Below are 14,363 nucleotides of genomic sequence, written 5' to 3' on the forward strand. Positions count from 1 at the left end.
AAGGGGGAGGGCCGGTCATCGCGCCCTCCCCCTTTTTGTATGATCGCTTGGTTGCTCCCCTGATTGCTATCGCGCAGGCCATGGTTTGGATTGGCCGCGCAATGCCTGCATCCCTAACGCTCCCCCCTCGCCCGATCCGTGATGAGGGGGCCATCATGGCCGGATCGGCACAGTTCCTCCTCGACGCGGCCTGCCCGCGCTGATAGCCGGACGACCATGACGCAAGCGCCAAAGCATCCGCTGCATTACCGCGATTTCCAATTCTACTGGCTGGCCCGGCTGACCGCCATGCTGGGTCATAATGCGATGGTGATGGCGCTGGGCTGGGCGGTCTATGACGTGGCGCGCAGCACGTATGGCGTGCGCGCCGCCGCGCTGCGGCTGGGGCTGGTGGGGCTGGCGCAGTTCCTGCCTTTTCTGATCTGCAACCCTTTGGCCGGGCTGGCGGCCGACCGGCATGACCGGCGCAAAGTGGTGCGCGGCGCGCTGATCGGGCAATTGTGCTTTTTGGTCCCGCTGTGCCTGCTGGCGGCGCGGGGCGGGCTGTCGTTGATGGTGCTCTATGTTGTCGCTGCGGGCTTTGCCGCCTCGCGCGCCTTTTACATGCCGGCGATGAATGCGCTGCTCTCGGCCACGGTGCCGCCCGAAACATTGCCGCGCGCGATTGCGCTGGGGGCGATTGCCGGGCGCGTGGGGGGCATTCTGGGGCCGGTGCTGGGCGGCTATGCCTATGCGGTGTCGCCGGGGGCGGCTTTTGGCTTTGCCGCCGCGCTGCTGGTGCTTTCGCTCTGCGCGCAAATGCTGATCAGCGCGGACGCCAGCCATTCGCGCGGTTCGCGGGGGCGCCCGCTCGACCTGATGCGTGAAGGGCTGGCCTATGTGCGCTCGAACCGGCTGCTGTTCGGCACGATCACGCTCGATATGTTCGCCACGCTGCTGGGCGGGGTGACGGCGCTGCTGCCGGTCTATGCGCGCGATATTCTCCATGTCGGGCCGGATGGGCTGGGGCTGCTGCGGGCGGCATCGTCGGTAGGGGCGCTGGGGACGGCATTGTTCGTTTCATGGCGGCCGGTTGGCAGCCATGTTGGGGCCAAGATGCTGGGCGCTGTGGGCATTTATGGGGTCTTTACCGTGGTGTTCGGCCTGTCCACCTCGTTCTGGCTGTCGGCGGGATGTCTGGCGGTGCTGGGGGCGGCCGATATGGTCTCGGTGCTGATCCGGCAGACCTTGATGCAGCTTTCCACCCCCGATGACATGCGCGGGCGGGTGGGGGCGATCTCGACGCTGTTCGTTTCGGCCTCGAATGAATTGGGCGAGATGGAATCGGGCCTTGCCGCCGCGCTGCTGGGACCGGTGGGGGCGGTGGTGTTTGGCGGAGTGGCCTCTATTGCGATTGCGGCGGGATGGGCCCGATTGTTCCCCTCGCTGCTCGACGCCCATGGGTTTGAAAACCGCCCGGTGGCCTAGGACCGGGCGGCTCTCCGCCTTATTTCAACACGCCGTCAAAAAACGGGATCAATGTCTGCCAATGGCGCTCGGCCTGCTCCGGATTATGCACGGGCATATCCTCGGGCACCCAGCCATGGCGCGCGGGATAGGTTTCCACCGTAAAATCCGCCCCGGCCTGATCCAGCGCAGCGATCAGGCGGGCCTTTTGCGCATCGTCGAAATTGGCATCCTCAATGGCGCCCGCGACATAGATCTTAGCCCTGATCCGCCCGGCCAGCAGATGCGGGCTGGTGGGCGTATCATTGGCCAATCCGCCGCCGTGAAACGAGGCCACCGCCGCGATCCGGTCGGGATAGGTCCCTGCCGCGATCAGCGCCAGACGCCCGCCCATGCAATAGCCGGTCACGCCATAGCCGCCCGGCGCCACATCCGCGCGCCCATCCAGAACCGCAAGGAAAGCGGGAAAATCGGCCATCACCGCCTTGGGCGTCGCGGGCGCCATGAAACGCTCGCGATGCGCCTCGCGCAGGGTCTTGTCGGTGAACACCACCTTGGGATCGACCGGATCATAGGCCCCCGAACGATAGAACAGATCGGGCAACAGCACGACATAGCCATGGCCCGACAGCCTTTGCGCCATATGATGCACCGCAGGACGCATGCCCGGCCCGTCCATCAACAGGATCACCCCCGGCCATGGACCTTTGCCCTCGGGCGTATAGACCCATGCCGGGGCGGTTCCCTCCGCCGCTGTCACCGCGATCTGTTCAACAGCCATGTCTTGCGCCTTTCTCGTGAAACCTTGCGGGCGGAATATCGATCAGCCCGCCCGCAGAAGCGATAAGGTTGCCAAAGCGCGCGCGCTCATAGACACCGCCCCACGAGCTATTGAATCTGCGAAGGAGCCATCATGTCGTCTGCCTATCTGATCGGGGCGCAGCGCCGCACCGGCGCCGCAAGCTTTACCGGAATCGAGGCCGCCACCGGCAAGGCGCTGGACGGCGATTTCGCCATCACCACCGCCGATGACATTGCCCAGGCCTGCGCTTTGGCCGGGGCGGCTTTCGACGCCTATCGCGAAACCACGCCCGAGGCGCGCGCGGCTTTCCTCGACGCCATCGCCGCCGCCTTGGAGGCCCGCGCCGAAGCCATCGTCGCCCGCGCGATGCTGGAAAGCGGGTTGCCGCAGGGCCGCCTGAATGGCGAGCTGGGCCGCACCACCGGCCAATTGCGCTTGTTTGCCAAAGTCTTGCGCGAAGGCGACTGGGCGGGCGCGATCATCGAGCCCGCGCTGCCGGAACGCCAGCCCCTGCCCCGCCCCGATCTGCGCGCGCGCCAGATTGCCGTCGGCCCGGTCGCGGTTTTCGGCGCCTCGAACTTCCCGCTGGCCTTTTCGGTGGCGGGCGGCGACACGGCTTCGGCGCTGGCCGCCGGTTGCCCGGTGGTGGTCAAAGCCCATCCGGCCCATCCCGGAACCTCGCTTCTGGCGGGCGAAGCGATTGCCGAAGCGGTGGCCGCCTGCGGCCTGCCCGAGGGCGTTTTCAGCCTGATCCAAGGGCCGGGCAATGACATCGGCACAGCCCTTGTCGCGAATCCCCATATCAAGGCGGTGGGCTTTACCGGCTCGCGCGGGGGCGGTCTGGCGCTGATAGCGGTGGCCGCGAGCCGCCTCGAACCCATTCCGGTCTATGCTGAAATGTCATCGATCAATCCGGTTTTGCTCTTCCCCGCCGCGCTGGCCGCCCGCGCCGAAGATCTGGGCCGCGCCTATGTCGGCTCGCTCAGCCTGTTTGCGGGTCAGTTCTGCACCAACCCCGGCGTGGTGGTGGCACTCGACAGCCCCGACCTCGACCGCTTCCTTGGCGCGGCCAGCGAAGCGCTCAAGGGCGTTGCCCCGCAGGTGATGCTAACGGGCGGGATCGCGGCTGCCTATGCGCGTGGGATCGAGACGCTGAGCGGCGCGGATGGTGTGGCCGTGCTGGCCGCCGGGCCGGATGGGGATGCGCAATGCGGCGCGGCGCGCCTGCTGGCGGTCGATGCCGACGATCTGTTGAGCAATCCGGCGCTCACGCATGAGGTCTTCGGCCCCTCCTCGCTGGTCATCCGCTGCAAGGATGCCGAACAGATCGTCGCGGTTCTCGAAGGTCTGGAAGGGCAATTGACCGCCACGCTGCATATTGACGAGGCCGACTATCCGCTGGCCGCCCCGCTGCTGCCCATTCTGGAGCGCAAGGTCGGACGCATCCTCGCCAATGGCTGGCCCACGGGCGTCGAGGTGTCGCGCAGCATGGTGCATGGCGGGCCGTTCCCGGCCACGTCCGATCCGCGCACGACATCGGTGGGGGCCATGGCGATCCACCGCTTCCTGCGCCCGGTCTGCTATCAGGCGCTGCCCGATGCGTTGTTGCCCGATGCGTTGAAGGCGGGCAATCCGCTGGGTCTGCCGCGCCGTCAGTTCGATTGATCGGAAAAGCCCCGCAGCCGCACACTGCGGGGCTTTTTTTTCAGATGCTCTCCATTTCCAGCGCGGCGGCGGCATTCAACCGCGCATTCACACTGGACACCGCCATCTGATCGCGGATGATCTGCATGAACATGGCATGGGCGCGCGTGGGCAACCAACCCGCGCGGGTGGTGATGCCAAAGGCGGGCACCGGCGCAATCGGCCCGAAAGGCAGCGCCACCAGGCCTTCGCCCTCATGCTGGATCTCGAAAGAGGTCATCAGTGTCAGGCGGTCGCTGCCCTTCAGCAGATGTTTGATGATCGAGAGCGCAGAGGTCGCCACCGGGGCGCGCGCCTCGGTGCGCCCCTCGAACAGATTGGCGAAACAGGTGCGGCGGCTCGACCCCGGCGCGCCGACCAGCCATTCATAACCGGCCAGATCATCGAGCGTCACCTTCTCACGCGCGGCCAGCGGGTGGTCCTTGCGCGCGACAATCGCATGGGGGGTCCGCGTCAGCGCCTCATGCGCCAGATCATCGGGCGTGTCGGCGGGTATCAGGCCCACCACCATATCGACATCGCCCGCGCGCAGGCTCTTGATCATTTCCACCGCGCTTTCATTGCGCACCAGCACCTGCGCGCGCGGTTCGCGGGCCAGATAGGCCTCCAGCACGCTGCCCAGCAGGACATTGCCGCCAAGAGGCATCGCGCCCACGGTGATCGGGGTGATCGCCTCACCCTGCGCGGCGTTGAGTTCGCGGATGCCCCATTCGATTTCCTGCAGCGCCAGTTTGAACCGGCGGCCCAGTTCGATCGCCTCGACCGTGGGCACGGTGCCCGCCGCCGTGCGATAGAACAGGGGCTTGCGCAGATTGCTTTCCAGATCGCGCGCGGCGCGTTGGAGCGTGGCGGGAGAAAGGCCCAACTGTTCGGCAGCGGGGCCGATATTGCCCGCCTCGACAATGGCGATCAGCACGCGCACCTGAGAGCGCAGCAGCCGCGCCGCCGCCGAGCGCGCGCCATTGCGCCCGCCCTCGACATTGAACACGCTGAGCGCTTCCTCGAACTGGGTCAGGAAGCGCGAGACGCGGGCGTAGAAGGCATCGCCCTCTTTGTTGAGATAGCTGCCGCTGGCCCGCCTTTCGACCAGCCGCGCGCCCACCAGCACCTCCAGCTTGGACAAGGATTGCGTGACCGCCGGTTGCGATAAGTTGCAGTCCTCCGAGGCCCGGCGAACACTCTGCAATCTGCCGATGCTTTCGAACAGACGCAACTGCCTGAAACTGATCGCATCAAGGGCCTCAAAATCATAATTTTTTGTGCTTTTCATGGCCTAAACAACCTGACTCCCCGCATCCTTTTTATACCTATTCAAAAGAATGCGCCAGCCCCGACGCGCAAACATCCCGACAGGCCGTTTAGGCAAGGGACGGGAATTGGCAACGAATTGAATTTGCGAAACATCTTTTCCCACCCCTTTGCGCCCCATGCGCAAGGCCCAACCCCAGCCCGGTCGATTCTCCCCATCCGCGATAAGGATCATTCCCCGAATCGCGACGCATCCCGCACGCCCGCGCATCACGCGCCTCTCAACGCATCAGAACGAAACCAGCGAAAATCAGCGCCTAAACACACAGGTCCTCGCGCCTACCTCGCGCATTAAGGGCCACAATGGGGTGATTGAAAATCCGCCGCCGGTCTTTGGTATCGAGGCACCCACGATTGCCTTTGACGCGGGCTGAGAGGAAGGCATTCTGCAAGTCAGATCAGGAGAGCCTCGTGTCTAAAGTCCACCTGAAAATCGCGGTTGCCGAACATCCGCATACCGCCGCGATCCGCAGCGGCGAAATCGCCATCGAAGGCGTCGATGCCGAAATCGTCACCGTCAAGCCGCAGATCGGCGCGTTCCGCCGCATGGTGCGCGATCTGGAATTCGACGTCTGCGAAATCGCGCCCACGACCTATATTATCGCGCGCGCCTATGGGAAGAAATTCAAGGCTCTGCCGATCTTTGTCGTGCGCCGTTTCCACCATTCGGGCCTGTTGGTGCGCCCCGATGCGGGCATCAAGACCCCCAAGGATCTGGAAGGCAAGAACGTTGGCGTGCGAGCCTATTCGGTGACCACGGGCGTATGGACGCGTCAGGTGCTGATCGACGAATTTGGTGTTGATAACAACAAGATCAACTGGTTCGTGGACGACGAGGAACACGTTCAGGAACTGCAGCTCCCCGCCAATGTCAGCCACGTTGCCGCAGGCGACAGCCTTGCCGACATGATGGCGCGCGGTGACATCATTGCCGGTTTCGATGCGGCGGCGGGCATCGGCCGCACCGGCGCCCCCACCGGCGGGTGGCAGGAAGTGGAAACCAACTATCCCGACCTGTTCCCCAATGCCGTCGAACTGGAAGCGGAATATTACGCCCGCACCAAGATCTATCCAATGCACGGCACGATCGTGGTCAAGGATTCGGTGCTGGAAGAACACCCCTGGGTCGCCCGCTCGATCTATGACGCCTTCACCAAGGCCAAGAACGCCTATCTGGAAAAGCTGAATTCGGGCGAAGCGACGGGCCCCACCGCCGACAAGCACCGCGCGATCCAGAGCATCGTCGGCCCCGATCCGCTGCCCTATGGCATCGAGGAAAACCGCGCGACCATCGAGGCGCTGGAAAAGACCGCCTTTGATCAGGGCCTGACCCCGCGCCGGATGAGCATGGACGAACTCTTCGTCGACCCCACCAAGATCGCCGCGCTCGCGTAATCCCGGAGAGCTTTGATGATTATCGATTGCCACGGCCATTTCACCACCGTGCCCAAATCCTTCCGCGATTTCCGGGCCGCGCAGGTGGCCAATGCCGAAACCCCGGCCAACGCCCCGCCGCTGTCCGCCGCCCATGTGTCCGACGATGAAATCCGCGAAGGCGTGGGCAATGGCCAGTTGAAGCTGCAACAGGAACGCGGGTCCGACATCACCCTGTTCTCGCCCATCGCGGGCCTGATGAGCCACCATCTGGGCAATGAACGCACCAGCCTTGAATGGGCCACGATCAGCAATGATCTGGTCCGCAGGGTGTGCGACATCTATCCCGACAATTTCGTGCCGGTGGGCATGTTGCCCCAGTCGCCCTATGCCCCGCCCAAGAATTCGGTGCCGGAATTGAAGCGCATCGTGAATGAGCTGGGCTTTGTCGGCGTCAATGTGAACCCCGATCCCACGGGCGGCTACTGGACCGGCAAGCCTTTCACGGACAAGGAATGGTATCCCCTGTTCGAGGCCCTGTGCGAGCTGGACGTGCCCGCGATGGTGCATGTGGCCGCTTCGTGCAACCCGAACTTCCACGGCACGGGCGCGCATTATCTGAATGCCGACACCAGCGTGTTCATGCAGATCCTGCAATCGAACCTGTTTCAGGATTTCCCCACGCTGCGTCTGGTGATCCCGCATGGCGGCGGCGCGGTGCCCTATCACTGGGGGCGCTATCGCGGCATGTCGCTGGAAATGATGGACCGTCCGCTCGAAGGGCTGCTCGACAACATCTTCTTCGACACCTGCGTCTATCACCACCCCGGCGTTGAATTGCTGACCAAGGTGGTGCCCACCAGCAACGTGATGTTCGGCAGCGAGATGATCGGCGCGGTGCGCGGCAAAGACCCCTGCACCGGCCATTATTTCGACGACACCAAGCGCTATGTGGACGCCTGCGAGGCGCTCTCCGAAGCCGACCGCCACGCGATCTATGAGGGCAATGCCCGCCGCGTCTATCCGCGCCTCGACGCGCATCTCAAGGCCAAGGGCCTGTGATGAACCGGGGCGGGGCGCGCGATGGCCGTCCCGCCCCGCACCATAATTTCCGGGAGGGAAATTTCATGTCCTCTATCTGCGATATTCACCCGCATATCATCTCGGATGACGAGACCCGCTATCCGCCCGCGCCCCTGTTCGGCAAGCGTTCGGATTGGTCGCAGGAACGGCCCAATACGGTGGAAGCCCTGATCGCGGCGATGGATGAGGCGGGCGTGCATAAGGCCGCCGTGGTCCATTCCTCAACCACCTATGGTTTTGACAATGCCTATGTCGTCGATGGCTGCAACGCCTATCCTGACCGCCTGATCGCGGTGGGCAGCGTGGATGTGGCCGCCCCCGATGCCGTGGCCACGATCAAGGATTGGGTGGGCAAGGGCCTGAAGGGCCTGCGCATCTTTACCGGCGGTTCGACCAAGGATTTCGACCCCACCGAGCTGGAAAACCCCGCCGCCTATCCGGCATGGGAATTGCTGGGCGAACTGGGCATTCCGATGTGCATCCAGACCGGCCCGATCGGCCTGCCTCAGGTGCGCGATCTGGCTACGCGGTTTGGCAACGTCAACATCATCCTCGACCATCTGGCTCGCCCCGATGTGCTCGACGGACCGCCCTATGCCAATGCGCAGAGCCTGTGGGATATGGGCGATCTGCCCAATCTCTACATGAAGCTGACCCCGCGCATCATGGGCGATGTGAAGAAGGGCGAGGCCAGCGCCGAGACTTTCTTCCCCAAGGTGGTGGAAACCTTTGGCGCGGATCGTCTGGCATGGGGCTCGAACTTCCCCACCTCGCCCGGCACTTTGGCCGAAATCCGCGCCACGGCGGAAAATCGCCTCGCCTGCCTGTCGGACGAGGATCGCGCATGGATCTTCGGCAAGACCGCGCAGAAGCTCTATCCCGATCTGGCCGACTGAACATAACACAAGAGAGGTCCTGCAATGGCTACGTCCCTTAATTCCCCGGCAACGGAAACGACAGAAACGGACGAAGCCGCAGGCATCTCCGCTCCCTCGTCGTCCAGCACGCGCTGGTTCATCCTGTTCCTGCTGGCGCTGGGGGTGCTGATCTCCTTCATCGACCGCACCAGCATCGGTTCGGCCATTGCCGACAAGGGGTTTGTCAAGGAATTCGGCCTGTCCAATGTCGGGCGCGGCTGGATCAACTCGGCCTTCTTCTGGTCCTATGGCATTGCCCAGGTGCCGATGGGCTGGCTGGTGGACCGCTATGGGGTGAAACGCCCCTATGCGATCTTCTTTGCCATGTGGTGCGTGATCTGCGCGGTCACCGGCACGATCACCCTGCTGCCCGTCCTGTTCGGCGCGCGCCTGCTGGTGGGCGTGGCCGAAGCCATCGTGATCCCGGCCTCCTATCGCTGGATCCGCAACAATTTCGATGAAAGCCGCAGCGGGCTGGCCGTGGGCATTTTCGCCATGGGCAACAAATTCGGCCCGGCCATCGGCGCCCCGGCGGCGGCATGGCTGATCTATAATTATTCGTGGCGCGCGGTGTTCTACGCCATGTGCGCGGTGGGCGTGCTGTGGCTGGCCTCATGGGTGTTTCTGGTGCGTGACGACACGCCCCGCCCCGAGGAACGCGCCGCCATCGCCAAGCGCGCTTCGGGCATCACGTTGGGCGGCGCATTGCGCAGTCCGGTGGTGTGGGGCGGCATGCTCACCAACTTCTGCTATGGCTATTTCACCTTCTACTGCATGACGTGGATGCCCGCCTATCTGGTGGAAAAGCGCGGACTCTCGCTGGCCAAATCAGGCGTGTTCACCTTCTTCAGCTTTGCCGGGATCGCCATCATGGCGGCCATCGCGGGCTGGGCGGCCGATATGCTGATCGCGCGCGGCAAGGACCCCGTGCTGGTGCGCAAGGGCTTTGTCATCGCCGGTTTCTTTGGCGGCTGCACGGTGCTGCTCGGCTCTACCGCCTCGGATCTCAACACCGCGCTGTTCTGGAATGTCACCTCGCTCACCCTGCTGGGTCTGGCCACGGCCAACAATCTTGCGCTGTGCCGCCTGACGCTGATTCCCAAGCAGGCGGTCGGTCTGGTGACGGGCGTGCAGCAGGTGGCCACCAGCCTTGCAGGCGGCGTTTCGGCCAGCCTGTCGGGTTGGCTGCTCGCGGTCAGCGGTTCCTATGATCTGCCGATGAAGGTGATCTTCGTCTTTCTGCTGATCGGGGCGGCGGGCACATGGATTTTGCTGCGCCCTGAATGGGCGCCCAAGATCAACGAAAACTGAACCTCTTTTCGAAAGCATAATCATGGCCAAGATCGTATTTGGTATGGCGGTGCCGCACAGCGGCATGCTGGGGCAAAAGCCCGAAGACTGGCTGACCAATGGCGACCGCGATCGCAAGAACCCGGCGCTGTGGTACAAGGGCAAGACCTATACCTATCCCGAGCTGGAAGCCTTGCGCGGGGCCGCCTTTGCCCCTTTCCTGACCCTTGAGGAACGCACGCAGCGCGCCGCCCGTTGCCGCGCGGCGCTGGATGAAATGGCCGAGGCCTATGCCCGCGCCAATTGCGATGTGGTGATCGTGCTGGGCAAGGATCAGAAGGAAATCTGGCCCGATCAGTCGCCTTCGATCACCATCTATACCGGCGATGAAGTGCATAACGGCCCGCCCCAGCGCCCGGTCTATGCGCCCGACCACCATGTCGTGCATCAGGCCTATCCCGAATTCGCCACCTATCTGATCAACCGGTTTCAGAGCGAAAGCTTCGACCTCAACGATCTGATGGCCTGGCCGCAGAACACATGGATGGAAGCGCGCCAGGGCTATGCGCCCAATTATCCGGTCGTGCCCCATGCCTACAGCTTCGTCTATCATCAGATCATGGGCGATGATGTGCCGCGCCATGTGCCGGTGCTGTTCAACCTGTTCTATCCGCCGACCCAGCCTTCGATGAAGCGCTGCATCGAATTTGGCCGCGTGCTGCGCGAAGCCATCGAGGCATGGCCCGAGGATGTGCGCGTGGGCGTGATTGCATCGGGCGGCCTGACCCACTTCGTCAATGACGAAGATTTCGACCGCGACGTGATGGGTAAGCTGGCCGCGTATGATTACGAAGGCCTGATGACCTATGACGACAGCTGGTATCAGTCCGGCACGTCGGAAGTGAAGATCTATTCCATCGTCATGATGGCCCTTCAGCAGACCGGCGCGCAGATGACGCTGGTCGATTACGTCCCCTGCTGGCGCACCGAGGCAGGCACCGGCGAGGGCATGGGCTTCATGTACTGGGCCGCGCCCGAAGCCTGATTTTCAAGACACAAGGAACACCCCCATGACCACCCGCCTCAACGGCATCATCCGCGCGTTTGAATCCGGCAAGCCCGCCTTCACCTGCTTTGCCAAATCGGACAAGCAAAGCGCCATCGACCTTCAGGACAGCCCCTATGACGGCCTCGTCGTCGAAATGGAGCATAATCCCTTCGACATGAACGCGCTGGGCGATTTCCTGCAATATCTGCTCAACCGCAAGCAGATCTTCAAGGCCGAGACGCTGGCCCCGGCGGTCACGCCCATCGTGCGCATCCCGGCCAATGGCGGCGAGATGGACCAGTGGCAGGCCAAGCAGGCCCTGGACCGCGGCGTCTATGGCATCATCACGCCCCACGTCAAAACCGTGGAGCAGGCCTATAATGCGGTCGCCGCCTGCCGCTATGCAAGGCCCAAGAACGCGCCTTTGTATGAACCCAAGGGTGTGCGCGGCGATGGTCCGGCAACGGCTGCGCGCTATTGGGGCCTGTCTCAGGCCGAATATTACGAACGCGCCGATGTCTGGCCGCTGGCGCCGCAGGGCGAATTGCTGGTCGGCCTGATGATCGAAAGCGAGGAGGCGATCGAGAACCTCGACGATATGCTGGCCAATGTGCCGGGCATCGGCTTCTGCCTGATCGGTGAAGGCGATCTGTCTCAGGAACTGGGCTATGCGCGCCAGTATGAACACCCCGAAGTGCTGGGCGCGATGGCCAAGATCGTCGAGACCTGCAAAAAGCACAATGTCGTCGTCGGCAATCCGCACACCAATGCCAAGAATGTCGAACGCCTGATTTCCGAAGGCTATGGCTTCCTGATGAGCGCCCCCCAGCGCTCCTATGGCGTCATCGGTCAGGCGCGCGAAATGGCGGGGTACTGAGCCGATGACCCAGCCCCAGAATGGCGCCACAACGCTGGTCAACACGCTGGTCGATCATGGCGTCGACATCTGCTTTGCCAATCCCGGCACGTCGGAAATGCATTTTCTGGCCGCCCTCGACAATCCCCGGATGCGCTCGGTGCTGTGCCTGTTCGAAGGCGTGGCGACCGGGGCCGCCGATGGCTGGTATCGCATGAAGGAAACGCCGGCCAGCACCCTGCTGCATCTGGGGCCGGGTCTGGCCAATGGCCTTGCCAATATCCACAATGCCAAACGCGCCAGCAGCGGCATGGTCAATATCGTGGGCGAGCATTCGATCTCGCACCTCAAATATAACCCGCCGCTGTCGTCCGACATCGAGGGGCTGGCGCGACCGCTCAGCCATTGGGTCCGCCGCGCCGACAGCGCCGACACGATTGCGTGGGACACCACGCAGGCCGTGCAGGTGGCCAGCGAACATCCCGGCAAGATCTCGACGCTGATCCTGCCCGGCGATGTGAGCTGGCGCGCGGTGGAAACGCCCATTGTGCCACCGGCGCGCGACGCCGCGCGCAAGGCCCCGCTTCAGGCCCGCATCGACCATATCGCCCGCGTGCTGAAATCGGGCGAACCGGCGATGATTATCCTTGCCAACCGCGCCACGCGGGGACGGGCTTTGGATCTGGCCGGGCGGGTGGCGCGGGCCACCGGTGCGCGTCTGGGTTCGCAATTCTTCACCGCACGCATCGAGCGGGGCGCGGGCCGCACGCCTATCGAACGCATCCCGTATGCCGTCGCGCAGGCCACCGCCTTCCTCGAAGGTTTCCAGCATCTGATCACCGTGGAAACGGTCGAGCCGGTCGCCTTCTTCTCCTATCCCGACAAGCCCAGTCTGATGAAAAAGGAAGGCACCAGCGTCCATGCGCTGGCCGAGGCGGATGAGGATAGCGAACTGGCGTTTGAAATGCTGCTCGACGCGCTGGGCGTGAGCGCTGATGCGCCGCAGATGATCCAGCCGGCGCTGGAAACCGTGCCACCCACCGGCCCGCTCAACCCGATCAGCATCGCTCATGCGCTGGCCGTGGCGATTCCCGAAAACGCCATCGTGGTGGATGAAAGCCTGACCACGGGCCGCGAGAGCATGGGCCTGACCATGGGCGCCGCGCCGCATGATCTGATCAACAACATGGGCGGCTCGATCGGCTATTCGACGCCGGTGGCAACAGGCGCGGCGCTGGCTTGTCCGGATCGTCCGGTCATCTGCATGGTGGGCGATGGCAGCGCGATGTACACGATCCAGTCGCTCTGGACGCAGGCCCGCGAGGGGCTGAACATCACCACGATCATCTTTGCCAACAACAGCTACGCCATCCTCAAGGCCGAATACGCCAATATGGGGGCCGGTACGCCGGGGCCGCAGGCGATGGCGATGATCGACATCGGCAATCCGCGCATCGACTGGCTGGCCATGGCCAAAAGCATGGGCGTGCCTTCGCAGCCGGTGGAAACCGCCGAGGATTTCACCCGCGCGCTGGCCGATGCGGTGCGGCAGCCGGGGCCGAAACTGATCGAAGTTCGACTGTAATTTCAGGGAGAGACAAACCATGGCAACCGTGGACAACGGCGTGCTGACCTTGCGCACCAATCTGGCGGAATCGCCCTATACCAAGGCGATCCATGACGGCCGCGTGACATCGGATATCGTGAAGCTGGACCTGTGCGGGCCGAACCCGGCGCAGGGCGGCTTCAAGGACATGCTGCGCCGCAATATGTACGATTGCGGCGAACTGGCCATCGTCACCTATCTTCAGGCCAAATGCTACAACAAGCCCTGGGTGCTGCTGCCCGCGCCCGTCTCGGGCCGGTTTCAGCACCATTGCGCAGGGTTCAACCGCGAACTGGGCCATCTGAACCCAAAGGATATCGAAGGCCGCAAGGTCGGCGTGCGCACCTATGCCCAGACCACCGGCCTGTGGGTGCGCGGCATCCTTCAGCATGAATATGGCGTCGACCTCAACAAGGTGGATTTCTACACCGTGGGCGAAGGCCACCTTGAGGAATATACCGACCCGGAAAACTGCACCCGCTTGCCCAAGGGTTCGGACATTGGCCAGATGATGCTGGATGGCGAACTGGCCGCGACCTTGCAGGGCGTCGATCTGCCCAAGGACCCGCGCGTCGAACGCCTCATTCCCGATCCCTTCAATGCCGCCAAGGAATGGTTCGCCCGCGAAGGCGTGGTGCCCATCAACCACATCTTCGTCGTGCATCAAGACCTGACCCGCAACAACCCCGAGGCCGTGCGCGAAATCTATCGCATGATTTGCGAAAGCCGCGACCTGACCGAGGGTGGCCTGCCCGATCCCTTCCCGCCGATGGGCGTGGAGGCCAATCGCAAGGGGCTGGAACTGGCCGTCGAATGGGCGTTTGAGCAGAAGATCATCCCGCACAAGTTGAGCGTCGATGAATTGTTTGATGATGTGACGGCGGCGTTGGGGTGATTTGTTTTGGGGGCTTTTTGATGCCTCCGGCGGG

The 14,363-nt window shown here is 63.6% G+C and carries 12 protein-coding genes; 10 read left to right on the forward strand and 2 right to left on the reverse strand.

Annotated features, from left to right (window positions below; genetic code table 11):
- Nucleotides 1-216 precede the first annotated feature (216 nt).
- Complete coding sequence (locus GGR38_RS06345; RefSeq protein WP_183623780.1) at nucleotides 217-1,467, forward strand: MFS transporter; 1,251 nt, start codon at nucleotides 217-219, stop codon at nucleotides 1,465-1,467.
- Between the two features lie 19 nt (nucleotides 1,468-1,486).
- Here GGR38_RS06345 and GGR38_RS06350 read toward each other — a convergent pair whose 3' ends face one another.
- A complete protein-coding gene (locus GGR38_RS06350) occupies nucleotides 1,487-2,227 on the reverse strand; it encodes a dienelactone hydrolase family protein (protein ID WP_183623781.1) in 741 nt (246 codons plus the stop codon).
- A gap of 129 nt (nucleotides 2,228-2,356) precedes the next feature.
- Between GGR38_RS06350 and GGR38_RS06355 the strand changes: the two genes are divergently transcribed.
- Nucleotides 2,357-3,913, forward strand: coding sequence for an aldehyde dehydrogenase (NADP(+)) (locus tag GGR38_RS06355; RefSeq protein ID WP_425497045.1), 1,557 nt, complete (start codon nucleotides 2,357-2,359; stop codon nucleotides 3,911-3,913).
- Nucleotides 3,914-3,953: 40 nt separating this feature from the next.
- On the opposite strand, the gene GGR38_RS06360 is transcribed toward GGR38_RS06355, so the two are convergent.
- Nucleotides 3,954-5,222, reverse strand: coding sequence for a LysR family transcriptional regulator (locus GGR38_RS06360; protein ID WP_183623783.1), 1,269 nt, complete (start codon nucleotides 5,220-5,222; stop codon nucleotides 3,954-3,956).
- 449 nt (nucleotides 5,223-5,671) lie between these two features.
- On the opposite strand from GGR38_RS06360, the gene GGR38_RS06365 reads away from it, so the two are divergent.
- From GGR38_RS06365 to GGR38_RS06400, 8 genes are all read left to right on the forward strand, one after another.
- Nucleotides 5,672-6,655, forward strand: a complete 984-nt coding sequence (locus GGR38_RS06365) for a PhnD/SsuA/transferrin family substrate-binding protein (protein WP_183623784.1) — start codon at nucleotides 5,672-5,674, stop codon at nucleotides 6,653-6,655.
- A gap of 15 nt (nucleotides 6,656-6,670) precedes the next feature.
- On the forward strand, nucleotides 6,671-7,696 hold the full coding sequence (locus tag GGR38_RS06370; RefSeq protein WP_183623785.1) for an amidohydrolase family protein: 1,026 nt from the start codon (nucleotides 6,671-6,673) through the stop codon (nucleotides 7,694-7,696).
- 65 nt (nucleotides 7,697-7,761) lie between these two features.
- On the forward strand, nucleotides 7,762-8,613 hold the full coding sequence (locus GGR38_RS06375; RefSeq protein WP_183623786.1) for an amidohydrolase family protein: 852 nt from the start codon (nucleotides 7,762-7,764) through the stop codon (nucleotides 8,611-8,613).
- Between the two features lie 24 nt (nucleotides 8,614-8,637).
- The gene (locus tag GGR38_RS06380) at nucleotides 8,638-9,945 is read left to right on the forward strand and encodes an MFS transporter (RefSeq protein WP_183623787.1); all 1,308 of its coding nucleotides are present in this window, start codon (nucleotides 8,638-8,640) and stop codon (nucleotides 9,943-9,945) included.
- 22 nt (nucleotides 9,946-9,967) lie between these two features.
- Nucleotides 9,968-10,969 carry a DODA-type extradiol aromatic ring-opening family dioxygenase gene (locus GGR38_RS06385; protein WP_183623788.1) on the forward strand — a complete coding sequence of 334 codons (1,002 nt, stop codon included), beginning with the start codon at nucleotides 9,968-9,970 and terminating at the stop codon, nucleotides 10,967-10,969.
- Between the two features lie 25 nt (nucleotides 10,970-10,994).
- Nucleotides 10,995-11,849 (forward strand): HpcH/HpaI aldolase family protein, encoded by an 855-nt coding sequence (locus GGR38_RS06390; RefSeq protein ID WP_183623789.1) that lies wholly within the window; start codon nucleotides 10,995-10,997, stop codon nucleotides 11,847-11,849.
- Nucleotides 11,850-11,853: 4 nt separating this feature from the next.
- A complete protein-coding gene (locus tag GGR38_RS06395) occupies nucleotides 11,854-13,413 on the forward strand; it encodes an acetolactate synthase large subunit (protein ID WP_183623791.1) in 1,560 nt (519 codons plus the stop codon).
- Between the two features lie 19 nt (nucleotides 13,414-13,432).
- Nucleotides 13,433-14,329, forward strand: a complete 897-nt coding sequence (locus GGR38_RS06400; protein WP_183623793.1) for a substrate-binding domain-containing protein — start codon at nucleotides 13,433-13,435, stop codon at nucleotides 14,327-14,329.
- Nucleotides 14,330-14,363 lie beyond the last annotated feature (34 nt).

This window comes from Novosphingobium sediminicola (genome assembly GCF_014196525.1).
Classification (GTDB): Bacteria; Pseudomonadota; Alphaproteobacteria; order Sphingomonadales; family Sphingomonadaceae; genus Novosphingobium; species Novosphingobium sediminicola.